At 55.9% G+C, this 21750-nt stretch carries 22 protein-coding genes; 13 read left to right on the top strand and 9 right to left on the bottom strand.

Annotation, left to right across the window (positions count from 1 at the left end; all coding sequences use genetic code 11):
• The first annotated feature begins 50 nt into the window (after window positions 1–50).
• Window positions 51–692: a helix-turn-helix transcriptional regulator gene (locus tag JJL52_RS01445; RefSeq protein ID WP_202050598.1), complete on the top strand. Its 642-nt coding sequence runs from the start codon at window positions 51–53 to the stop codon at window positions 690–692.
• 62 nt (window positions 693–754) lie between these two features.
• On the opposite strand, the gene fic is transcribed toward JJL52_RS01445, so the two are convergent.
• The 3 genes from fic to JJL52_RS01430 form a co-directional block, all read right to left on the bottom strand.
• Complete coding sequence (gene fic / locus JJL52_RS01440; RefSeq protein WP_202050597.1) at window positions 755–1855, bottom strand: protein adenylyltransferase Fic; 1101 nt, start codon at window positions 1853–1855, stop codon at window positions 755–757.
• 189 nt (window positions 1856–2044) lie between these two features.
• Window positions 2045–2515, bottom strand: coding sequence for a tRNA (uridine(34)/cytosine(34)/5-carboxymethylaminomethyluridine(34)-2'-O)-methyltransferase TrmL (gene trmL / locus JJL52_RS01435; RefSeq protein WP_202050596.1), 471 nt, complete (start codon window positions 2513–2515; stop codon window positions 2045–2047).
• 9 nt (window positions 2516–2524) lie between these two features.
• Entirely contained in the window at window positions 2525–5026 is a 2502-nt protein-coding gene (locus tag JJL52_RS01430) for a glycogen/starch/alpha-glucan phosphorylase (protein WP_202050595.1), read from the bottom strand.
• Between the two features lie 431 nt (window positions 5027–5457).
• Between JJL52_RS01430 and JJL52_RS01425 the strand changes: the two genes are divergently transcribed.
• The 6 genes from JJL52_RS01425 (at window position 5458) to JJL52_RS01400 (ending at window position 11130) form a co-directional block, all read left to right on the top strand.
• Window positions 5458–7194 (top strand): acetolactate synthase 3 large subunit, encoded by a 1737-nt coding sequence (locus tag JJL52_RS01425; RefSeq protein ID WP_202050594.1) that lies wholly within the window; start codon window positions 5458–5460, stop codon window positions 7192–7194.
• The gene (gene ilvN, locus JJL52_RS01420; RefSeq protein WP_005370347.1) at window positions 7194–7688 is read left to right on the top strand and encodes an acetolactate synthase small subunit; all 495 of its coding nucleotides are present in this window, start codon (window positions 7194–7196) and stop codon (window positions 7686–7688) included. Before JJL52_RS01425 ends, ilvN begins: the two co-directional genes overlap by 1 nt.
• 55 nt (window positions 7689–7743) lie before the next feature.
• Entirely contained in the window at window positions 7744–8760 is a 1017-nt protein-coding gene (gene ilvC, locus JJL52_RS01415; protein ID WP_202050593.1) for a ketol-acid reductoisomerase, read from the top strand.
• A gap of 643 nt (window positions 8761–9403) precedes the next feature.
• Window positions 9404–9577 (top strand): hypothetical protein, encoded by a 174-nt coding sequence (locus JJL52_RS01410; RefSeq protein ID WP_202050592.1) that lies wholly within the window; start codon window positions 9404–9406, stop codon window positions 9575–9577.
• A 247-nt stretch (window positions 9578–9824) separates the two neighbouring features.
• Window positions 9825–10472 (top strand): DUF2238 domain-containing protein, encoded by a 648-nt coding sequence (locus tag JJL52_RS01405; RefSeq protein ID WP_236993968.1) that lies wholly within the window; start codon window positions 9825–9827, stop codon window positions 10470–10472.
• Between the two features lie 67 nt (window positions 10473–10539).
• Window positions 10540–11130 carry an LOG family protein gene (locus JJL52_RS01400; protein ID WP_202050590.1) on the top strand — a complete coding sequence of 197 codons (591 nt, stop codon included), beginning with the start codon at window positions 10540–10542 and terminating at the stop codon, window positions 11128–11130.
• A gap of 57 nt (window positions 11131–11187) precedes the next feature.
• On the opposite strand, the gene JJL52_RS01395 is transcribed toward JJL52_RS01400, so the two are convergent.
• The 3 genes from JJL52_RS01395 to dksA form a co-directional block, all read right to left on the bottom strand.
• Window positions 11188–11967 carry a hypothetical protein gene (locus JJL52_RS01395; protein WP_202050589.1) on the bottom strand — a complete coding sequence of 260 codons (780 nt, stop codon included), beginning with the start codon at window positions 11965–11967 and terminating at the stop codon, window positions 11188–11190.
• Between the two features lie 145 nt (window positions 11968–12112).
• On the bottom strand, window positions 12113–13033 hold the full coding sequence (gene gluQRS, locus JJL52_RS01390) for a tRNA glutamyl-Q(34) synthetase GluQRS (RefSeq protein ID WP_202050588.1): 921 nt from the start codon (window positions 13031–13033) through the stop codon (window positions 12113–12115).
• 14 nt (window positions 13034–13047) lie between these two features.
• On the bottom strand, window positions 13048–13482 hold the full coding sequence (dksA, locus tag JJL52_RS01385) for an RNA polymerase-binding protein DksA (RefSeq protein ID WP_202050587.1): 435 nt from the start codon (window positions 13480–13482) through the stop codon (window positions 13048–13050).
• A 111-nt stretch (window positions 13483–13593) separates the two neighbouring features.
• On the opposite strand from dksA, the gene JJL52_RS01380 reads away from it, so the two are divergent.
• Window positions 13594–14760, top strand: coding sequence for a pyridoxal phosphate-dependent aminotransferase (locus tag JJL52_RS01380; protein ID WP_202050586.1), 1167 nt, complete (start codon window positions 13594–13596; stop codon window positions 14758–14760).
• A gap of 3 nt (window positions 14761–14763) precedes the next feature.
• The gene (locus tag JJL52_RS01375) at window positions 14764–15087 is read left to right on the top strand and encodes a rhodanese-like domain-containing protein (RefSeq protein WP_202050585.1); all 324 of its coding nucleotides are present in this window, start codon (window positions 14764–14766) and stop codon (window positions 15085–15087) included.
• A gap of 56 nt (window positions 15088–15143) precedes the next feature.
• Here the strand turns inward: JJL52_RS01375 and JJL52_RS01370 are convergent, their stop codons facing one another.
• A complete protein-coding gene (locus tag JJL52_RS01370) occupies window positions 15144–17093 on the bottom strand; it encodes a hypothetical protein (RefSeq protein WP_202050584.1) in 1950 nt (649 codons plus the stop codon).
• A 309-nt stretch (window positions 17094–17402) separates the two neighbouring features.
• On the opposite strand from JJL52_RS01370, the gene rpsF reads away from it, so the two are divergent.
• From rpsF to rplI, 4 genes are read left to right on the top strand one after another with little or no spacing between them, the layout of a single operon-like run.
• Window positions 17403–17846, top strand: a complete 444-nt coding sequence (rpsF, locus tag JJL52_RS01365) for a 30S ribosomal protein S6 (protein WP_202050583.1) — start codon at window positions 17403–17405, stop codon at window positions 17844–17846.
• Window positions 17847–17877: 31 nt separating this feature from the next.
• Entirely contained in the window at window positions 17878–18102 is a 225-nt protein-coding gene (rpsR, locus tag JJL52_RS01360; protein ID WP_005370319.1) for a 30S ribosomal protein S18, read from the top strand.
• An 18-nt stretch (window positions 18103–18120) separates the two neighbouring features.
• Window positions 18121–19017 carry a DUF2232 domain-containing protein gene (locus tag JJL52_RS01355; protein WP_336885025.1) on the top strand — a complete coding sequence of 299 codons (897 nt, stop codon included), beginning with the start codon at window positions 18121–18123 and terminating at the stop codon, window positions 19015–19017.
• Between the two features lie 44 nt (window positions 19018–19061).
• Window positions 19062–19508, top strand: a complete 447-nt coding sequence (rplI, locus tag JJL52_RS01350) for a 50S ribosomal protein L9 (protein WP_202050582.1) — start codon at window positions 19062–19064, stop codon at window positions 19506–19508.
• Window positions 19509–19662: 154 nt separating this feature from the next.
• Here the strand turns inward: rplI and JJL52_RS01345 are convergent, their stop codons facing one another.
• Both JJL52_RS01345 and JJL52_RS01340 read right to left on the bottom strand, forming a co-directional pair.
• Window positions 19663–20571, bottom strand: coding sequence for an NAD(P)-dependent methylenetetrahydromethanopterin dehydrogenase (locus tag JJL52_RS01345; protein ID WP_202050581.1), 909 nt, complete (start codon window positions 20569–20571; stop codon window positions 19663–19665).
• 207 nt (window positions 20572–20778) lie between these two features.
• Window positions 20779–21687 (bottom strand): NADP-dependent methylenetetrahydromethanopterin/methylenetetrahydrofolate dehydrogenase, encoded by a 909-nt coding sequence (locus JJL52_RS01340; protein ID WP_202050580.1) that lies wholly within the window; start codon window positions 21685–21687, stop codon window positions 20779–20781.
• Window positions 21688–21750 lie beyond the last annotated feature (63 nt).

Below are 21750 nucleotides of genomic sequence, written 5' to 3'. Positions count from 1 at the left end.
GTATCCTTGTGGTATCCTTGCAAAAACCATTTTCCCGAATGAAGGCCGTCATGTCTCAAGAGATAAGCTCCCGTCAGAATCAGATACTTAAACTATTGCTCGAGAACAGGAACGGACTGTGTATCGACGACATAGCCGATGCGTTGGATATTTCAAGAACCGCGGTTCAAAAACATTTTGCCGCACTTGAAAATGAAGGTTACATTAGAAAAAAGACATTGAATAAAACCGCCGGCCGACCGGTGACGGTGTATGCGTTGACGGATAAAGGCATCAACTATTTTCCCAAGCAATATGCCTGGTTTTCGGAATTAATGCTGAGCGATTTGCGCCAAGAAATAGGCCCCGAGCGTTTTAGGGACTATATGCGAAAACTGGGGATCAAATTGGCAGAAAAACTGCGCAAACGATTTGAAGGGAACGAACTCAATGAAAAAATCGATGAGCTACTCAAAATCATGACGGAACTCGGCTATGAAGTACAAGCCGATGCCCAGACCGAATCCGATGTATTCAGCATCCAGGCTCATAATTGCGTTTACCATGACCTAATTAAACAACACAATGAGATTTGTGAATTCGATCTCACCTTAATAACGTCCTTACTGGGTGAAAAAGTAGAGCAGTCGAGTTGCATGGCAAAAGGCGATTGCGCCTGTAAATTCAAAGTCAGCAAGAATGACGCAAAATAATTTCCGGCTACCGCAGACCAGAGAAAGTAACCGGTTTTGTCGCCCTACAGCATTTACTTCGCTTAGTAGAAGGCAAACTCATTCTCGTCTTGGGTCAAAAGCCGTATCAGTTTCGGATGCACGAACAGTTTTTCCTTACCGGCCCGAATCTCAACCAGCACGCCGATTTCGGCGAGTTGCTTCAGGTAGGTTGAAGCGGTCTGACGTTTGGCGACCTCCCTTTCCACCAGATTTTGTATCCGGCAGTAAGGCTGTTCGAAAATGATTTGCATCAGTTCATGGCTGTAAATCTGCGGCAACTGCATTTTGACATGGTTGCCCGTGTGTTCGATCAACACCCGTATCGCGGCAATTTTTGCGGTAGTCCAGCCGGCCGTGGCTTCGACGGCTTTCAGCATGAAGATGATCCAGTCTTCCCACTGTTGGTGCTGCGTCACCGCCAGCAGCAGGCGGTAGTAATCCTGTTTGTGCTGAACGATATAACGGCTCAAATACAGGATCGGCAAGGTCAACAGCTGTCGGTCGATCAAATACAGGATATTGAGAACGCGCCCGGTACGCCCGTTGCCGTCGGTAAACGGATGAATCGCCTCGAATTGATAATGGGCAATCGCCATTTTGATCAACGCGTCGGTGTCGTCTTCCGCGTGCAGGTAATTCTCCCAGTTGCCCAGCAGATCGCGGATGATCGATTCGCCCACCGGCGGCGTATAGATGATGTCTCCATTCGCCTGGTTGCTGAGCGTGGTCCCCGGCACCTTGCGAATATCCATTTGCACCGATTTGATCGTACTGCAGATTTCCAGCGCGGTATTGGCGCATAACGGCCGATTGACAAGCCCCTCGTATCCCTGACGCAGTGCCGTACGGTAACGCAGCGCTTCCTTGGTCATCGGATCGGCCTGATGGTCTTTCCCGGCAAAACGGAAAAGCTTGTCGGTCGTCGTGACGATGTTTTCGATCTCGGAACTGCCTTGCGCTTCCAGTAAAGGCAACAGGTTGATCAACAGCCCCTGATTGGGCAGCAATTCGCCCGCCTGCTTGAGTTCGGCCAGTGCCGCCCGGGCCGGAATGCAGGCTTTCAGCACCGCGATGCTTTCATATGCCATTTGCGGCGGCAACGGCGGAAGCTGGTTATAAGGTTGGTCTGGCCGCCACGTCATGTTTAACATTCTTTAAAATTTCAACATATTGCCAGGATATGTCGAAGCGATAAACATGTAAAGATAATATGTCGAAAGCAGCTGAAAATTTCGACATGTTATTTTTCAGAGCGATCGATTCAGCGATTAAACCGGCGAAAAACACCCGCGCCGATTTTTAGCATGTCCTGCACGGACGGGAAAAATGCTTCATTTGAGCGCCGCGCCGTCATAACCTAGCTGCCGCCAAGCCTCGAACAGCACCACCGCCGCCGTATTCGACAGGTTCAAACTGCGGCTTTCCGAGCGCATCGGCAGATACAGGCAGCGCGCTTCGCCGAGATCGGCCAGCAGGCTTGCCGGCAGGCCACGGCTCTCGGGGCCGAACAGCAGGGCATCGCCGGCCTGGAAGGCGACTTCGCTGAACAGCTTCCGGCCTTTCGTGCTCAACGCGAAGACGCGGCCGGGCCGTACGCGCTCCAGAAAATCGGCCAGTGCCGGATACACTTTCACATCGGCCCATTCATGATAATCGAGCCCCGCCCGGCGCAGTTTCTTGTCTTCCAGTTCGAAACCCAGAGGCTCGATCAGATGCAGCTTTGCGCCGGTATTGGCGCAAAGCCGGATGATATTGCCGGAGTTCGCGGGAATCTCCGGCTCGTACAACACGATATGCAACATCGAAAACCGTCAATCCAGCGCCGGAACCGGCGTCAGTTTCCAGATCTCGTTGTTGTAGTCGGCGATTGTCCGATCGGTCGAGAATTTGCCGCTGGCGGCGCAGTTGAGAATGCTCATCCGCGTCCAGCGCTCCTGGTCCCGATAGGCCTCCTCCACGCGGCGCTGCGCATCGACGAAACTGCGGAAGTCGGCGATCGTCATCCACGGATCGAACGGGCTTTTCAGCGAGGCGATGACCGGATCGAAAATGTCCGGTTCGAACGAGTTGAAATAGCGCATCTCGAGCAGATTCATCACCCGCTTCAGGTCTTCGTCGGCTTCGATGAGCGAGACAGGATCGTAATGGCGGCGCTTTTCTTCGACCTCCTGCTCGGTCAGGCCGAACAGGAAGAAGTTCTCGTCGCCGACCTCCTCGCGAATCTCGATGTTCGCGCCGTCGAGCGTGCCGATCGTCAAGGCGCCGTTCATCATGAACTTCATGTTGCCGGTGCCGGAGGCTTCCTTGCCGGCGGTCGAGATCTGCTCGGACAGGTCGGCGCCCGGACAGATTTTTTCCATCGCCGATACCCGGTAATTCGGCAGAAAAATCAGTTTGAGCTTGTCGCCGACCATCGGGTCGTTGTTGATCACTTCCGAGACGTTGTTGATCAGCTTGATGATCCGCTTCGCTATGAAGTAGCCCGGCGCCGCCTTGCCGCCGATCAGTACGCAACGGTTGGTCCAGTCGGCGGTGTCGCCGCGCTTGATCCGGTCATACAGATGGATCACGTGCAATACGTTCAACAACTGCCGCTTGTATTCGTGAATCCGTTTGACCTGTACATCGAACAGCGCGTCCAGATTCACGTCGATGTCATGCTCCGCTTTTTTATAATCGACCAAGCGTTTTTTCGCACTCAGACGCACTTCCTGCCAGCGTTTTTGGAAAGCCTTGTCGTCGGCGTATTTCTCCAATTTTTTCAGTTGGGTCAGATCGGTCAGCCAGCCCTCGCCGATCGTTTCGGTAATCAATTCGGCCAAGTCGGGATTGCAGGAAGCGAGCCAGCGGCGCGGCGTGACACCGTTCGTCTTGTTGTTGAATTTTTCGGGCCACAATTCGTAAAAGTCACGGAACAGCCCCTGTTGCAAGAGCTTGGAATGCAGTTCCGCGACCCCGTTGACCGAGAAGCTGCCCACGATCGCCAGGTAGGCCATGCGGACATGCTGTTCGTGGCCCTCCTCGATCAACGACATCCGCCGCAGACGGTCGATGTCCCCGGGCCAGCGCGTCGACACTTCGGTCAGGAAGTCCGCATTGATCTGGAAAATGATTTCGAGCAGGCGCGGCAACAGGCTCCTGAACAGCGAGACCGACCATCTTTCCAGCGCTTCCGGCAACAGCGTATGATTCGTGTACGCCATCGTTTCGCGCGTAATCAGCCAGGCTTCATACCATTCGAGGCCGTGCACGTCGATCAAAAGCCGCATCAATTCCGCCACCGCAATACTCGGGTGGGTGTCGTTCAATTGAAAACAGTTTTTCGCCGCAAACTGGCTGAAATCCTTGCCGTGGCGGCCTATCCATCTTTCGAGCACGTCCTGCAGGCTGGCCGAGGCGAGCAAATATTGCTGTTTCAGGCGCAATGCCTTGCCGTTTTCGTTGGCGTCGTTCGGATACAGCACCATCGTGATGTTTTCGGCGGTATTTTTCGCGGCGACCGATTCCGCATAATCGCCCGCGTTGAATTCGTCGAGATTGAATTCTTCGGTCGCAGTCGCCTTCCACAGGCGCAGCGTATTGACCGTGCCGTTCTGATAGCCGGGGACCGGCGTGTCGAACGGCACCGCCAGCACATCGTGCGTATCGACCCAGGAAACCTTTTTCCGGCCGAATTCGTCGACATGCGTCTCGGTGCGCCCTCCGAACTTGATCCTTTGCTTGTATTCGAGGCGTTCGATTTCCCAGACGTTGCCGTTGCGCAGCCAGTGGTCGGGCTTTTCGACCTGTTCGCCGTTGACGATCAGCTGCGTAAACATCCCGTATTCGTAGCGCAGGCCGTAGCCGGTCACCGGCAGCTGCAAAGTCGCGCAGCTGTCGATGAAGCAGGCGGCCAGACGGCCCAGGCCGCCGTTGCCGAGTCCTGCATCGGGCTCGCTCTCGACCAGTTCTTCCAGTTCCAGCCCCAGAGCGTAGAGCGCGCTTCCGGCCGCTTCGTCGATGCCCAGATTCAGCATGGCATTGCTCAAGGTGCGCCCCATCAGGAATTCCATCGACAGGTAATACGCCGTTTTGCTGTCGGCCTGTTTATAGGCGTTATAAGTTTTCTTCCAGCGTTCGACCAAGCGGTCGCTGATCGCCAGCGAAAACGCCTCATAGGCATAATGCAGCGAAGCGCAATTTTCATCCCGGCCCAGCCGGTGTCCGTAATAGCGCTTGAAATCGTCCTTCAGTCCACCCGTGTCCATTCCCAAACCGGGCAACTTCGCAATCTCGGTTTTCGGTTGACTCTTTTTGAATTGTTTCTTAGGCATTGTTCGGATCGTGGTAAGTTAATAAAAGATGGAGCCCATTTTAGGCTTTTTTAACTAAGGTTTCAGCAAGTTTTCGGACTTTCGCCGATTCTCCGTAAACTTCCGTCAATGGGCCCATTTTGGGGCAAAAAACGCCCAATCGAAACGCCTAACCCGCCAAGATCGTGCATGAGCGGAATCATAGCCGTTTGTACAGAAAATTAAGCAACTCGCATGCCGTAAGAGAGCGGCCGAAGCGCAAAATCATCTCATCGAGATTGGTCATTACAATTTTATCGAGAACCGGGTAGAATACTGAAGCTATTGCCGGAATAATGGCTTATAATAAACGGTTCTTCGATGCGTTTTTACCGAAGCGATATTAACCATACGGCAAAACACGAAGCCGAATTGCCGGCTTGAGAAAATTTTCAGGTTAACGAGGTACTGGGGTGGAGCTAAACGGCGCACAAATTTTGGTGCAAAGTCTCAAAGACGAAGGCGTTGAATATATTTTCGGCTATCCTGGCGGTGCAGTACTGCATTTGTACGACGCGCTGTTCCAGCAGCAGGACATCAAGCATATTCTGGTGCGGCACGAGCAGGGCGCGACCCATGCGGCCGACGGCTATGCGCGCGCAACCGGCAAGCCCGGCGTGGTGCTGGTCACCTCCGGCCCCGGCGCGACCAATGCGATCACCGGCATCGCGACCGCCTACATGGACTCCATCCCGCTGGTCGTAATCTCGGGACAGGTTTCGATGCCGGTGATCGGCAGCGACGCATTCCAGGAAGTCGACATGGTCGGCATCAGCCGCCCCTGCGTGAAGCACAACTTTCTGGTCAAAGACGTCAACAAGATCGCCGAAACGGTCAAGAAAGCCTTTTACATCGCGACCACCGGCCGTCCGGGCCCGGTCGTGGTCGACATTCCGAAGGACATGACCGATCCGCGCATCAAGGTGCCGTACCATTACCCGAAAAAGGTCTCGATCCGCTCCTACAACCCGACCGTGACCGGCCACAAAGGCCAGATCAAGAAAGCGGTCGACCTGCTGCTGTCCGCGGAGCGCCCGGTCATTTATTCCGGCGGCGGCGTCGTGCTCGGCGAAGCCAGCCAGGAACTGACCGAGTTCGCCCGCCTGCTCGGCTACCCGGTCACCAATACACTGATGGGGCTCGGCGCCTACCCGGCTACCGACAAGCAGTTCATCGGCATGCTCGGCATGCACGGCACCTACGAAGCGAACATGGCGATGCACGAGAGCGACCTGATCATCGCCATCGGCGCGCGCTTCGACGACCGCGTCACCGGCAAGCTGGACCGCTTCTGCCCGCACGCGAAAATCATCCATATCGACGTCGACCCGGCCTCGATCTCCAAAACGGTCAAGGTCGACATTCCGATCGTCGGCGAAGTGAAGCCGGTGCTGGAACAGATGATCGAACTGGTCCGGGAACATAAAAAGAAGCCGAACAAAAAGACCCTGGACGACTGGTGGAAACAGATCGCGCAGTGGCAGGCGATCCAATGCCTGGAATACGACCGTTCGAGCCCCCTGATCAAGCCGCAGTACGTGATCGAACAGCTTTGGGAAGTCACCCGGGGCAACGCCTATATCACGTCCGACGTCGGCCAGCACCAGATGTGGGCGGCACAGTATTACAAATTCGACAAACCCCGCCACTGGATCAATTCCGGCGGCCTCGGCACGATGGGCTTCGGCCTGCCCGCCGCGATCGGCGTCAAGCTCGGCCATCCTGACGAGGAGGTGGCCTGCGTGACCGGCGAGGCCAGCATCCAGATGTGCATTCAGGAACTGTCGACCGCGCTGCAGTACAATACGCCGGTCAAGATCGTCAACCTGAACAACCGCTACATGGGCATGGTGCGGCAGTGGCAGGAGTTTTCCTATGAAAGCCGCTATTCGCATTCGTACATGGACACGATTCCGGACTTCGTCAAACTCGCCGAAGCCTACGGCCATGTCGGCATGCGCATCGACAAGCCCGAGGAGGTTCGCCCGGCGCTCGAGCAGGCGTTTGCACTGAAAGACCGCACCGTGTTCCTGGACATCATCACCGACCGAACCGAAAACGTGTATCCAATGATCGAAGCCGGCAAAGCCCATAACGACATGAAGCTCAGGGTTGCCGCTTCCGCCTCGACAGACAGGGAACTGGCCTAATGAGACACATTATCTCCGTTTTAATGGAAAACGAATCCGGCGCACTGTCGCGCGTCGCCGGCCTGTTTTCGGCGCGCGGCTACAATATCGAATCCTTGACCGTCGCCCCGACCGAAGACCCTACCCTCTCGCGGATGACGATCGTCACGCGCGGCAGCGACGACATCGTCGAACAAATCACTAAGCAACTGAACAAGCTGATCGACGTGGTCAAGGTACTCGACCTGGCCGATGTCGGCGCGCACATCGAACGCGAACTGATGCTGATCAAGATCCGGACAACCGAACTGAACCGGCTCGAAATCCGCAGCCTCGCGGACATTTTCCGCGGCAAAATCATCGACGTAACGGCGACCACTTACGTCGTCGAGATGACCGGCCCCTCCGAAAAACTCGACGCATTCATCGCCGCCATCGCGCCCGAAGCGATCCTCGAAGTCGTCCGTTCCGGCCCGACCGGCATTTCGCGCGGCGAAAGCGGACTGCACTTGTAAAGCCGCGGGCTGTTTTTCATTTTTCTAATTTATAAAAGCAACAACAGGTAAAACCATGCAAGTTTATTACGACAAAGATGCGGATCTTTCGATCATCAAATCCAAGAAAGTAGCGATCATCGGCTACGGCTCGCAAGGCCATGCGCATGCGAACAACTTAAAAGACTCGGGCGTCGATGTAGTAGTGGGCTTGCGGCCGAATTCGGCCTCCGTCGCGAAAGCACAAGGCTCCGGCTTGACCGTCAAGGACGTGCCGCAGGCGGTTGCCGATGCGGACGTAGTAATGATCCTGACGCCCGACGAATTCCAGTCGCAACTGTACAGAACCGAAATCGAGCCGAATATCAAGCAAGGCGCAACCTTGGCGTTCGCGCACGGCTTCTCGATCCTGTACAACCAGGTCGTGCCGCGCGCCGACCTCGACGTGGTGATGATCGCCCCTAAAGCGCCGGGCCACACGGTCCGCTCCGAGTTCGTCCGCGGCGGCGGCGTACCCGACCTGATCGCGGTACACAGAGACGCCTCCGGCAACGCGAAAGCATTGTGCCTGTCCTACGCTTCCGCGATCGGCGGCGGCCGCTCGGGCATCATCGAAACCACCTTCCGCGATGAAGCCGAAACCGACCTGTTCGGCGAACAGGCCGTACTTTGCGGCGGCGCGGTCGAACTGATCAAAGCCGGTTTCGAAACGCTGGTCGAAGCCGGTTATGCGCCGGAAATGGCCTACTTCGAGTGCCTGCACGAACTGAAGCTGATCGTCGACCTGATGTATGAAGGCGGCATCGCGAACATGAACTATTCGATTTCGAACAACGCCGAATACGGCGAATACGTGACCGGCCCGCGCGTCATTAATGACGAAAGCCGCCGCGCGATGAAAGAAGCGCTGAACAACATCCGCAACGGCGAATACGCGAAACGCTTCATTCTGGAAGGCGCCACCAACTATCCGGAAATGACCGCGCGCCGCCGCCTGAACGCCGAACATCCGATCGAAGTCGTCGGCGAGAAACTGCGCGCGATGATGCCGTGGATCAAGGCGAACAAGATCGTCGACAAAGCCAAAAACTGATCTAACCGATCCGTTCGAACCCAAAAGCCCGCCCTTCGGCGGGCTTTTTTTTGCGCTATAAAAAACCTCACCCTCATAAATTTAAGCTTTCGCAAAAACCCCCTCCCCCTTTGAAAAAGGGGGATCGAGGGGGATTTATTTAAAAAATCTCCCCCGGCCCCTCGGCAATCGCTCCTGCATTGCCCTACCTCCTGCCTCCATGCAGTCGTCTTTTTCAAAGAGGGGATTGGATAACCTGCTTTTTGTAACGATCTACAACTCGGAAAGCTATTTAATACCAGATAGTTATATTCAGTTTTTAAACTATTTTCGACAGGCTATAACTCCAACTTCTGCTATGCTGTATCAACTGATGTAAGTTGCTAATATGAACTACTCATCCCCTACAGGTGTCTCATTTTTACTCTGCCGCCCGTTCATCACGCATTCATCTTGCGGGAAAGATAATAGGCCGCAACCGAGAAAGAAAACCCTTCAAAAGGGTGAAATCAACCGCTGAATTTTATTAATTCGCAGGGGAAAAACAACTTCTTCCCCAACCAAGCCGCATTAATCAAGCAAAAAATAAAATGGCTCGCTTTTTGCTTGTTAATTTTTAATCCCCCTCAACATCACAAAGTTTTGAAATTAGTAAGGAGAGTTTATGATACGCATCATTGAAAAATGGAATGACGCGGAATTAGTGTACGACGATTACGGCTATCACTTGCGCGTATTTTTGGGAGATCAATTGAGATCGATCATCAATGTGACAGCCGAAAATGACGACGAAGCAATTAAAAGAGCGCGTCGCGCGATCTATCTTTTCCTGTCCTGATGCGGACCGGCCGAAAGTCCGACCAATGCCGTCTAGCTGTTGGCCGGACTAATCGGCATATCCAAGCGCGTTTTTTTCCGCGCCGGGCAATAAATGCACCAAAACAGTTTTCAGAAGCACTATCCTGATTCGTCTTTTTCTCTTTCTTATGAGACATATAGGGCATCGGCTCGCCGCGCGGCATTGATTTAACATGTAAAAACACCGGAGTTTTGCCATAATGGCAAAAAACCAACGCCCACCGCCAATGCGCACTCATCCTCGCTTTTTCTATTATCTCGGGCTCGCGCTCTTCTGGACCGTTTTCATCTGGTCCGGCATCCGTCCGAAAGACTATCCGACATGGATTCTCGAAACCCTGCCCGCCTTCATCGGGATCGTCATCGTTATCACGACTCGCCGGCGCTTTCCGCTGACCTCGCTGGCTTACTGGCTGATCATCGCGCACAGCGTGATCCTGATGATCGGCGGCCATTACACTTACGCGGAAGTCCCGCTGTTCGACACGCTTAAAGACATTTTCGGCTTCGAGCGCAACAATTACGACAAACTCGGCCATTTCATGCAAGGCTTCAACCCGGCGATCGTCGCGCGGGAAATCCTGATCCGCAACCGGGTTTTCCGTAAGCCATCGTGGATGAACTTCATGATCGTCTGCTTCTGCCTGGCGCTTGCCGCCTTTTACGAAATGATCGAGTGGTGGACGGCGCTGCTCAGCGAAGACGCCGCCGAAGCCTTTCTCGGCACGCAAGGCTATGTTTGGGATACACAATCGGATATGGCATGGGCATTGCTGGGCGCCATGCTGGCATTGATCGGTCTGCACCGGCTGCACGACCGGCAATTGGCCGCACTTGCGGGCGGGCGCCCGGATTCGGAAGCAAATAAAATCTGATGAAGACCGGCCACCGCTGCAACAGCGCCGCAACACATCCTTCTCCCGATCGGACGGCTTCGGACATATGAAACAGCTCAAAAATATCTGCGTCTATTGTGGCTCAAGCCCCGGAAGCCGGGAGGCGTATGCCGAGAAGGCCCGTGCGCTTGCCGAAACGCTGGTTAACCGCGATATCGGCCTCGTCTACGGCGGCGCGAGTATCGGCCTGATGGGCGCAGTGGCGGACCATGTGCTGCGGCTCGGCGGCAGGGCGGTCGGCGTGATTCCGGAAGCCTTGATGCGCAAGGAAGTCGCGCATTATCAATTAACGGAACTGCATGTCACCCACTCGATGCACGAACGCAAGATGCGCATGGCGGAACTGGCCGACGGCTTTATCGCCCTGCCCGGCGGTCTCGGCACTCTGGAGGAACTTTTCGAGATCTGGACCTGGGCCCAGCTCGGCTTTCACGGCAAACCGTGCGGTTTGCTCAATACGGAAGGCTACTACGATCCGCTGATCGAATTTCTGGACCATGCCGTAACGGAACAATTCGTCCGTCCGTCGCACCGTTCGATGCTGATCGTGGAAGGCGAACCCGAAAAGCTGCTGGACCGCTTTGCGGATTACCGGGCCCCAGCCGTAAAAATCTGGGTAGAGAAGGATGAAACGTGAGGTAGCCGGAATACGTCCCGGCGCTCTGAACAAACTCAGGGAATAAACACCAAACGGTTACCGCAGCAAATAGCTCGCCACCTCGTCCCACGCGGAGGTCGTTGCCAATTGGATAATCCCGACATTGGCGGCGACAAGCCCGGCATAACCCAGCGCAAACGGCCTGCTGAACGAACGGGTCAGCCCCCATTTGATCATAAACAAAAGCGCCCCGATCGCCAGCGTGGAGAAAAAGGGCCCGAACAGGGGCTCCCACACCGTTCCGCGGTAAAGGTCGCTGATCGCATCGATCCGGCTGACCGCTGCCGACATGGCGGCCAGCGAAGCCAGCAGCATCATCGGCCGATGCACTTCCGGTCGCCGCCGCTGCCATACGCCAATGCCCACGAAACCGGCGAAGATCAGAATGCTGACGATAGGGACGACCATGAATTGTTTGGGAGACAATCCCCATATTCTCACTTCGGGCGGACTGATCAGCGTCGCCTCGATCCCGAGCCGAAAGCCGAGTATCACAATACACGCCGCCAGCCCTGCCCCGATGCGCCCCAGCATCCGGTGAATACGGCGGTTGCCGGTCACGATCAACAGCGACTGGAACAGGAACAACAGCATCCACGCCGACATGCCGATGCCGTGCAGAATGAGCAAGTTACGTATCGGCGGCGCGAGCTCGCGGCCCGGATAAGCCTTGCCGTGCAGATAAAAGTGCTGGAAGCCGAGGATCATCAGCATTAGCAGTAAGGCCGCCGCGGCCGTGTAGAAAAGACGGGCGGGACTGCGCGAAACGGAATTTTTAGACCGGTCAGCGGATAACGAAATTTGACGGGAGTTCATACCGGATGGATCCTTATTTAAACTTCGATAGGAGACAATTGTGAAACTTATGGTCCTTAACGTAAAGCTTATTCACCAGTCGTAGCTCCGATTAGCGTCAGCGTAATCGGAGGAAATAGGGAGCGCGTACGACGATTACGCTACGCTAATCGTACCTACGAGCTTCCGCCATTTCCTGCTGAATCGCCTGGGTTTTTATTAACGGTTCAGGGTTCCAGTTTTGCACGACCCACTCCAGCATTTCCGAACAAGCAGCCTCCTTAAGCCCAACTGGCGGCTCTTGCTTCAATAACTCCAGCAACCGAAACATCACGGCAGACCTATTTTGCATCGTGACAGCCTCGGCCAGCGTCTGCTTGCTCAGCTTGTAGCCGTGGCTGTCGATGATGAGCGGCACGTGCAGGTAGGAAGGGGTCGGCAGGCCGAGCAGTTGCTGCAGGTAAATCTGTTTGGGGGTCGAATCGACGAGGTCGAAGCCTCTGACCACATGGGTGACGCCTTGCAGGTGGTCGTCGATCACGCAAGCGAGCTGGTAGGATACGATCCCTTCCTTGCGCTTCAGGATGAAGTCGCCATGCTCCTCGGCAAGGCTTTGGCGAATGCTTCCCTGCAGGCGGTCATCGAAGCCAATGTCGCGGCCGTCGCTTTTGACGCGCAAGGCGTAAGGGCGATCGGTTGGAAAAGCGGTGCGGCTTCGGCAAATGCCGGGGTAGATGTCGTGCCTGCCGGCCCGTTCGGCGAGCGTTTTGCGGCTGCAGGTACAGGGATAGAGAAGGCCCGCCCGTTGCAGTGCGGAAAGCGCCTGTTCGTAGTCGGCCGAATGTTGGCTTTCGTAGTAAACAAGCCCGTCCCAATGCAGGCCGTAGGCATCCAGGGTGGCCAATATGCTGTCGGCCGCGCCGGGCACATTGCGCGGGGTATCGATGTCGTCGATGCGCAGCAGCCAGAGGCCCCGGCGGGTGCGCGCATCGAGATAGCTCGCAAGCGCGGTATAGAGGGATCCAAGGTGCAACGGACCGGTCGGCGACGGCGCAAACCGGCCGACGTAGGGCTTAGCGCCCGCCACGGCGGGGCAAAGGCTCAGCCCATTTGTTTTTCGCGGATCTCATCCAGAGTCTTGCAATCGATGCACAAGGTTGCGGTAGGACGCGCTTCCAAGCGACGGATGCCGATTTCGATGCCGCAGGATTCGCAATAGCCGTAACCGCCGGATTCGATTTCCTTCAGCGCTTCGTCGATTTTCTTGATCAATCGGCGTTCGCGGTCGCGAGTCCTGAGTTCGAGGCTGAATTCGGATTCCTGTGTCGCCCGGTCGTTCGGATCGGGAAAATTGGCCGCGTCGTCCTGCATGTGGTGCACGGTGCGGTCCACTTCCCTCATCAATTCGGCTTTCCAGTTTCTCAGAATGCTCTCAAAATGCTTTAATTGAGCGTCACTCATGTATTCTTCGCCTTCTTTCTCGACATAGGGCGTAAAACTGAACGGTGATGCGCCAACTTTAGAACTTTCGATCATCCACTAACTCCCAAGGGATAGGCTAAGTAAATCCTACATTTTTAGCAGAATAGTTACGGATTGGCAAGATTTATTGGTATCATTCCAAATTTTGGAACGAGCGGCGACAGCATGAGCTTACGTGTAGCGGAGCGGATTTCGGGCATACAACCTTTTTATGTGATGGAACTTTTACGGCGGGCCAAGGAACTGGAAGCCGACGGCAGGGATGTCATCCATATGGAGATCGGCGAGCCGGACTTCACCACACCGAAAACGATTCTGAAGGCGGCGCTTGCGCACACCGCAACCGGCGATGTGAAATATACGCCGGCGGCCGGTTTGACCCAGCTCCGGCAAAAGATCGCCGCGTTTTACCGGCGCAGTTACGGCGTGGACATTCCCGAACAGCGCGTCTTCGTGACGCCGGGCGCGACCGGCGCCTTCCTTTTAGCCTTGGGCGCCAGTTTGAATCCGGGCGAGGAAGTCCTGATGGCCGACCCGTGCTATCCCTGCAACAGCAATTTCGTGCAGCTTTACGACGGCAAAACGCGTACCGTCCCGGTCGATGCGGACAGCCATTACCAGTTGACCGCCGAACTGATCGAACGCCACTGGTCGGCCGCAACGAAAGGAGCCCTAATCGCCTCGCCTTCCAATCCGACCGGGACGCTGATCCCGCGCGCCGAATTGCAAAAAGCGATCGAGGCAACTCAGAGCCTCGGCGGCTGTTTTTATTCGGACGAGATTTACCACGGTCTGATCTATGGCGAGAAAGCCGCAACCGCGCTCGAATTCAGCGGCGACGTTTTCGTGATCAACAGTTTTTCGAAATATTTCGGAATGACCGGCTGGCGGATCGGCTGGTTGATCGTACCGGAAATGTTTATCGAAGCGGCCGAGAAATTGTCCCAGAACATCTTCATTTCGACGTCGAGCGACGCGCAGCATGCCGCATTGGCCGCCTTCGACGAATCCACGCTCGCCGAGCTTGAAGGCCGGCGCCGGGAATTCGAAAAACGGCGCGACTTCCTGTACGATGCCCTGGTACGGCTGGGCTTCGAAATCCCTATCAAGCCGGAAGGCGCTTTTTATATCTACGCGCGCTGTGCGAAGTTTACCGACGACAGCTTCCAATTCGCGCTGGACCTGCTCGAAAACGAAGGCGTCGCGGTCACGCCGGGCAAGGATTTCGGGCTGCACGAAGCCCATCACGCCCTGCGCTTCGCCTATACGACATCGCTGGACAGACTGGCGGAAGCTGTGCGGCGCCTCGAACGGTTTCTCAACACAAGGTAATTTATGGCAATCACGACACTATCGGCTACCGAACTAAAAGAGCGTCTGGCGCAAGGCGACGACCTCTTTCTGCTCGACGTCAGGGAACCCCAGGAATACCGCTATGCGAACATCGCCGGCAGCACACTGATTCCGCTGCAGCAGATTCCCGCCCGAATCGGCGAACTCGATCCGGAGCGGCATATCGTGGTGATCTGCCATCACGGCATGCGCAGTATGCAGGCCGCGAATTATTTGGCCCACCAAGGCTTTCAGAATATTGCGAATCTGTCCGGCGGGATCGATGCCTGGTCGCTCCAATGCGACACTTCGGTCCCGCGTTATTGAATTGCTTCAGCCAATAAAAGACCGGGGCGGCGGACACCGCCCCGAGCCCTCGAACGTCAGGATTTCAATCCGTAGACCTTCAACTGGCTGCCGATGACCCGGTCCGTACCGGGCTCCAGGCGGTAGATCATCACATACACCCGCCCGTTCGCCACGACCGGCGGAATCATTTTGCCCATCAGCCCGAGCCCGCCCCGATGGTCATCACCCGTTCTGAACAGCCGGCGCAATTTGCCGCCGGGCAGGATCGTGGCGGCGTCATATGCGATCAACTGGCTATCGGCAAAGCTCTTGTTGCCGTCTCCGTATTTGGCATAAACGCCCCAAACGATCGCACTGTCGAAATCGAGCGCGTCCGGCTGCCCCGGCACGCTTCCGGGCCGGCCGGAAACCGCGAGCAGGCCGCCGGGCATTCCGCCGGGAGAGCGCAAATTGTCCGAAGCGATCTCCGTTCCCTGCGCGCGAAAAGTCGGCAATTTATCCGGCTGCGTGAAAAAATTGTAACTTTTCAACTGCGCATTCTCGCCCCACACGTAGACGATGCCGCGCCCTGCATCACGCTTCGCGAATGCCAGCGCATGAATGTGGTGCATCCGGTTGTTTTCCGGGCGTAGATCGCTGCACGGCAGGAACCAATTGCGGGTACCGTCATCGACATCGCCGGAGCCCGGGCACGGGATGCTGGCATTCAATTTGTTCGCCCGAGCCCAGTTTTCGTTCACGTCACCGCCGAAATAGGAGGCGACCAGCGGCGGCCTGAACATCAGTTTGTTGAAACGATCGTTCTGGCCAAGATCGTTTTTATTCAATGCATAGATGATGCCGTCTTTGGTGCCTTGCAGCAGCATACTCGAGCCCGGAACCAGCATCGGGCTGGTCGAGCCGAAGTCCCAGTCCGATCCGGCCTTGTCCACCCCTGCCCGGCCGCAGGAAACCTCGGCAGCGTTATCCTGCCAGAGGCAGCCCGGGCCGGAAGTCCGCTCGTCGAGAAATGCCTTGTACCAGTCGATCTTCTGCAGCAACGGCCGGCTGCCGCCGGAGCTCGGCACGAAACTCAGCTTGACCATGCTTTCGGCCAGATCGACGCCACCGTTGTTCGAAGTGCCGTTCGAGGTGGCGACATAGATCATGTCGCCTTCGGTGACCGGCGCGCCGCCCGCCTGCCAGATGCCCGCACCCCAACCGCCGAAAGAAGTCGCACAAAATATTCCCGGCTCGCGCGAAAAACCGGCCTGCCCCAGCAGGCCGCGCGTATCGTAGGCCACTACGAAGCCGTGCGGATTTTTGCGTCCGCCCTGAAACATTTCCCCGTTGGCCGCGAACGCCAGCACTAGCCCGTTATTGCCGGTCAACGCCAGCCCTGCGCGCAATTTGGGATAGACGTATTGCTCGGTGCGGCCGTTTTCGGTGAACACCGCGTCCGCATCGTTGAACCAGCAGCCGTTGCCTTCCTGAGACTGGCCGAAGATCCGCACGGGCGGCGCCTTTTGCATGCCGTTCATCGGATTCAGCGCGAAGACTTTATAGTCGCGAAACCGGTTATCGTTCGCGTTTTTGCGTACCAGGGCCGCTACATATAAAGTATTGGTGGCCGGATCGACGACCGGCGTAGCGGCAATTCCCCAAGTCGGCGTATGCCCCCAGACATCCATGTCGGCCGAATCGGCCTCGCGTCCCAGATCGACCTCATAGAGCCGCTGGTTGGTGCGTGCGCTGATCCCGATCACCTGATTCTTCATCGTGGCCACGATAATCAGGTCGTCCGCACCCGCTCCGCCCTGGATCACCAAAGGCTGAGCCTCGACCTTCGCGTCGAAATCGTGCGTACGCAGCAGGCCGAATTGATCGGCGTTCACATTCTGTTTGTTCAGAACGAACTCCTGATTATTGGCGGCCGTGCGAAAAGAATTGCCCGCGCGTTCCAGAATGCTGACTGCGGATGCGCTTCCCGCCCAGACTCCCGCCAACGCGGCAAATAAAACAAATACCGTCGACCTTAACTGCATGACGCCTCCTTATCAATGGGAAAGAATGGACCGGCTTCACGATGAAGTATGCGCCGCCGTTTGTCAATAGCCTGACAGTAAATGCTAATAATTAATTTTATTATATTTTTATAATGGCAAATTGAGATCGTCAGAACCGCTTTTTTTTCCGTTCTCTATGTTTGAGCATTTCACAAACGATTGAAATTAAAGCTTTTCCTAAAGCCAAAAACCTTATATAATGGCAAGTTTTACCGGGGCTTTGGCCTCATCCTTGCTTTACTGTCCCGCTCAGGTGGGGTGGAAGGCTTCAACCGTAAGGAAAAAACCATGCGACATTATGAAATCGTCTTTTTAGTCCATCCTGACCAAAGCGCTCAGGTACCGGCGATGATCGACCGTTACAAAGCGATCATCGAAGGCGCTTCCGGCGCGATCCACCGCCTGGAAGACTGGGGCCGCAGACATCTGGCCTACCCGATCAACAAAATCCACAAAGCGCATTACGTGCTGATGAACATCGAGTGCGACCAGCCGACGCTGGCGGAACTGGAAAGCAGCTTCCGCTTCAACGACGCGATCCTGCGCAGCATGACTCTGGTGCAAAAACAGGCGGTCACCGCGGCTTCCCCGATCGCAACCCAGGCGGCTGAAGAGAGCAAGAACGCCGAAGCCAAAGCCAAAGAAGCCGCCGCACGCGCCGCTGCAGCTGAAGAAGCCGATGCCGAGGAGATCGAATCAGACTTCGAAGGCGACGAACTGGCTTCCGAATAACCCATCAACTTGACAGGATACGAGAATACTCATGGCACGTAACGCAAGACGTAAAGCAAAAGGCTTGGGCGCCGGCAATGGCGTTGAAATCGATTACAAAGACCTGAACCTGCTGGGCGACTATGTCACCGAAACCGGCAAAATCGTCCCCAGCCGCATCACCGGCGTCAGCGCCAAATACCAAAGACAGTTGTGCACCGCGATCAAACGCGCACGCTACATTGCACTGCTGCCGTATTGCGACGCTCATAAATAATCGAGCCAGGGTAAGACGGTGAAAATTTTGGCGGATTACATCATGCGCGGGCGGACGCAGGCCATTATCGTGGCCTCGACGCTGGCGCTGCTGTCGCTGAAATTTCCACCGGTCAGCGTTCTCAGCTCGGCCTCTGTCGCCCTGGTCACATTGCGGCACGGCACGCTCGAAGGGATGTACATTCTGTTCGGCGCCGGCATCGCTGCCGCGCTGCTCGGCTTTTTCGCGATCGACAATTACCAGTTTGCCTTGTTCTATGCATTGCTGCTGTGGCTGCCGGTCTGGATGATCTCGATCATCCTCAGAGAAGGCCGCCAGTTGTCCCTCGCAGTCGAAATTGCGGTGTTCATCGGCATTTTGGGCGTTGCGGGTTTTTATCTGTACGAACCCGATCCCGCCGCCATGTGGGCAGGTCTACTCGAACAGATGATTCAGCAAACCCAGGCGCCGATCAAGGACACCAGAATCTGGATCGACAATTTTGCCCATTACATGACCGGCCTGTTTGCCGCCGGCACCGTGTTCAGCCTGCTGTTCGGGTTGTTCCTGGGCCGCTGGTGGCAATCGCTGCTGTTCAATCCGGGCGGATTCAAACAAGAATACCTGGCGCTCGGCGCCGGCCCGAAACTGGCAATCAGCAGCCTAGCCGTCCTGGCAGCCGCCTTCTTTACCACGGGAACGCTGTCGGAAATCGCCTGGAATATGGCCATTTTGCTGTTTACGCTCTATACCGTGATCGGTACTTCGGTGCTGCATGTGGTATTTTCGAAAACCAAAATGAGCCGTTTTGCGGTGCCGCTGTTCTATGTGACGCTGATCCTGGTTCCCCAGGTCTTACCGCCGGTCGCGATCGTCGGACTGATCGACGCGTGGCTTAACATACGTAAAAAAAATTCGAATCAATCAGGCGCCTGAAGGCGCCATTTATCGGCTAAACGTCCGAATAAGAGGATTAAAAGATGGAAGTTATTTTGCTTGAAAAAATAGCGAACTTGGGCAGCCTGGGTGACAAAGTCACGATCAAGGCCGGCTACGGCAGAAATTACCTGATACCGTCAGGCAAGGCGGTCGCGGCGACCCCGCAAAAAATTGCCGAGTTTGAAGCGCGCCGCGCGGAACTCGAAAAAACCGCCGCCGAAAAACTGGCTGCCGCACGAGCGCGCGCCGAAGCACTCGGCAAACTGCAAATCGTGATCACCCATAAAGCGGGCGATGAAGGCAGATTGTTCGGTTCGGTCGGCACTCACAACATTGCAGAAGCGATTACCGCTGCAGGCGTTGCGGTCGAAAAGTCCGAAGTTCGCCTGCCGCACGGCGCGATCCGCCATGTCGGCGAATTTTCGATCGACATCAACCTGCATTCCGATGTCGTGGTAACGCTGCCGATCACCATCGCTGCGGAATAAAAAAACGGTTTTACCGCTTCTTTCCGGGCGCCGTTCAGCGCCCGGTTCCTACCCAAACCTCCGTGGCAGGTTCTATCGCAAAACCCTTGCCCTTTCTTCGAGCGCAGATTCCGTCCGCGCCCGCTTTCCCTCGCCAGCCTTACGGGATTGATGCTTAAACGAATTCCCGCGCCTTGGCAAACGCGTCCCTGAAGTCCAGATACCACGGCTGCTGCTCGGTATCCAGCAATAACTTCAATAGTTTGTTTTGCAGTTTGTATTTGACATCGCCCACCGCCAACGCGCCGATGCCGACCGCGCCCTGAGCCTGCTCCGCCTCCACCAGCGGCTCCCCCATATAATTGCGCTTGACCCCCTCGATACCGAGCGGCGGCACCGCATTGATATCGGCGGCGACTTTCAGGTTTCTCGCCGCTTTCAATACGCCGGCATTCAACACCTGCACACCGGCTTTCGCAGTGCAGAAAATTACATCGACATCGGCGATCAATTCGGCTTTTTCCGCATCGGAACTCGCAAACGCGCCTTTGATATGGCAGCCGAAGCGGCGGCTATAAGCCGCAGCGATTTCGTTCGCGGTATCGATCGACAAATGATCGACAATCGCAACATCGAGCCCCGCCTGGGAGGCGATCACTCCGGTCGTGATGCCGATCGCGCCGGTGCCGCCGAAAACCAGCGCCTTGCACTCCTTGAACGACTTGCCGTGCTTAACGGCCAATTCTTTCTCGACGCAGGCAACCAGCGCGGCCGCGGTCGTAAAAGCGCCGCTCGGATCGGCCAGCACCGAAATTTCGAACGGCGGCACCATCGCACGCCTACAGGCGGCCAGCATGTCGATCGCCAACCCGATGTCGCGTCCACCGATAAATATCGCGGTGCGCTTGACGCCGGCCGGCCCCCGCGAAAAAATCGCATCCTGAGTCAACCCATTGACATTGTCCAGTTTCACGTTGCTGTACGGTATCAACACATCAAAGCCGGCATCCACAGCCATGTTGATATCGAACGGACTGTTATTGGGCATCGGGTCGAGCATGTGAAGTATGCTGCGTTTTTCCATCGGGAGATCCTTGTCTTGTTGCGGATAAGCTTAATATAGAAGGGAACGGTTAAAATATAAAGAGAACATCTTGATCGGCAGGAAAAGCCGATGCAACAAATTGCCTAGGCATAGCCGGCAATGCTGCCCCGGATCGCGCAGATCAATCCGGCCCGAACATTCTGGAAACCGGATATTCTCCGGAACGGCCGGCTTCCAGCAAGAAAATTAAGGATTAGCCTTGATATATTCCCGCGCCACTTCGAAAGCATGTTCGAAATGCAGATAGACCGGCTTTTCGGAGTTAAGCATTTTTTTCAGCAGCAAGTTCTGTGCCTGATATTTGACATTCCCGATCGCCAGTGCGCCGATACCGACCGCACCGCTGATCGAACCGGCGATCGGCGTGCCGTTATGGAATGCGTCGACGCCGGCAATACCGGCCGGAGGCACCGCATTCACGTCCGCCGCAACTTTCAGTTGCGGCGCCGAGGCGATCAATTGCGCGCTCAGCAGTTCGATGCCGGCCGCCCCGGTCGCGAACACTACATCGGCGGTTTTGATGTATTCGGCCTTATCCGCATCGGCGCCCGCGGAGATGGTGATTTTACCTTCGCCGAATTCATTGCTGCACAAATCGGCCACGCTTTGCGCTCTCTCGAGCTGGCGTCCGATAATTCTGACATTGGCGCCTGCGCGGGCGGCAATCACCGCTGCAGCCTGTCCGACCGGCCCCGTCCCGCCGAGCGCCAGAATGCTTTTACCTTCCAGCGTGGTATTGAATTTGGCGATCAGTTCGCGCTCGACCGCCGCCACCATGCCCGCGGCAGTCGTGAAAGCGCCGCTCGGGTCCGCAAACACGGAGACTTCGAAAGGCGGAACCATCGACCGTTTGGCGATCTTGAGCATGTCCATCGCCTGCTTGGTGTCCCGTCCGCCGATAAAAATTCCGGTGCGCTTCAGATTTTTGGCGCTTCGCGAGAAAATCGCGTCCTGAACCAGTCCCTGCACTTCGCTCGGCTCGACGTTGATATAAGGGACAGCCGAAACCCAGCCCGCATCCATCGCCATATTGACGTCGAACGGGCTCAAATTTTTGGCGGTCGTTAACATGTGTAGAATAAACGGTTTTTCCATGATATCCCCTTGGCTAAAATAACCGGAGAGTATAAAAGAATTTCGCCGGTAAAAATAGCCGAG

The organism is Candidatus Methylomicrobium oryzae, from assembly GCF_016745425.1.
Lineage (GTDB): Bacteria > Pseudomonadota > Gammaproteobacteria > Methylococcales > Methylomonadaceae > Methylomicrobium > Methylomicrobium oryzae.
The sequence above is the reverse complement of the archived record's forward strand: the minus strand, read 5'-3'. Positions and strand labels throughout refer to the sequence as shown.

Coding starts and splice junctions, on each gene's coding strand:
- JJL52_RS01445 (WP_202050598.1), top strand. CDS start 51: ATGTCTCAAGAGATAAGCTCCCGTCAGAATCAGATACTTAAACTATTG.
- rplI (WP_202050582.1), top strand. CDS start 19,062: ATGGAAGTTATTTTGCTTGAAAAAATAGCGAACTTGGGCAGCCTGGGT.
- JJL52_RS01380 (WP_202050586.1), top strand. CDS start 13,594: ATGAGCTTACGTGTAGCGGAGCGGATTTCGGGCATACAACCTTTTTAT.
- JJL52_RS01370 (WP_202050584.1), bottom strand. CDS start 17,093: ATGCAGTTAAGGTCGACGGTATTTGTTTTATTTGCCGCGTTGGCGGGA.
- JJL52_RS01340 (WP_202050580.1), bottom strand. CDS start 21,687: ATGGAAAAACCGTTTATTCTACACATGTTAACGACCGCCAAAAATTTG.
- rpsR (WP_005370319.1), top strand. CDS start 17,878: ATGGCACGTAACGCAAGACGTAAAGCAAAAGGCTTGGGCGCCGGCAAT.
- rpsF (WP_202050583.1), top strand. CDS start 17,403: ATGCGACATTATGAAATCGTCTTTTTAGTCCATCCTGACCAAAGCGCT.
- JJL52_RS01430 (WP_202050595.1), bottom strand. CDS start 5,026: ATGCCTAAGAAACAATTCAAAAAGAGTCAACCGAAAACCGAGATTGCG.
- fic (WP_202050597.1), bottom strand. CDS start 1,855: ATGACGTGGCGGCCAGACCAACCTTATAACCAGCTTCCGCCGTTGCCG.
- JJL52_RS01375 (WP_202050585.1), top strand. CDS start 14,764: ATGGCAATCACGACACTATCGGCTACCGAACTAAAAGAGCGTCTGGCG.
- dksA (WP_202050587.1), bottom strand. CDS start 13,482: ATGATCGAAAGTTCTAAAGTTGGCGCATCACCGTTCAGTTTTACGCCC.
- JJL52_RS01410 (WP_202050592.1), top strand. CDS start 9,404: ATGATACGCATCATTGAAAAATGGAATGACGCGGAATTAGTGTACGAC.
- trmL (WP_202050596.1), bottom strand. CDS start 2,515: ATGTTGCATATCGTGTTGTACGAGCCGGAGATTCCCGCGAACTCCGGC.
- JJL52_RS01345 (WP_202050581.1), bottom strand. CDS start 20,571: ATGGAAAAACGCAGCATACTTCACATGCTCGACCCGATGCCCAATAAC.
- JJL52_RS01400 (WP_202050590.1), top strand. CDS start 10,540: ATGAAACAGCTCAAAAATATCTGCGTCTATTGTGGCTCAAGCCCCGGA.
- JJL52_RS01405 (WP_236993968.1), top strand. CDS start 9,825: ATGCGCACTCATCCTCGCTTTTTCTATTATCTCGGGCTCGCGCTCTTC.
- ilvC (WP_202050593.1), top strand. CDS start 7,744: ATGCAAGTTTATTACGACAAAGATGCGGATCTTTCGATCATCAAATCC.
- JJL52_RS01395 (WP_202050589.1), bottom strand. CDS start 11,967: ATGAACTCCCGTCAAATTTCGTTATCCGCTGACCGGTCTAAAAATTCC.
- ilvN (WP_005370347.1), top strand. CDS start 7,194: ATGAGACACATTATCTCCGTTTTAATGGAAAACGAATCCGGCGCACTG.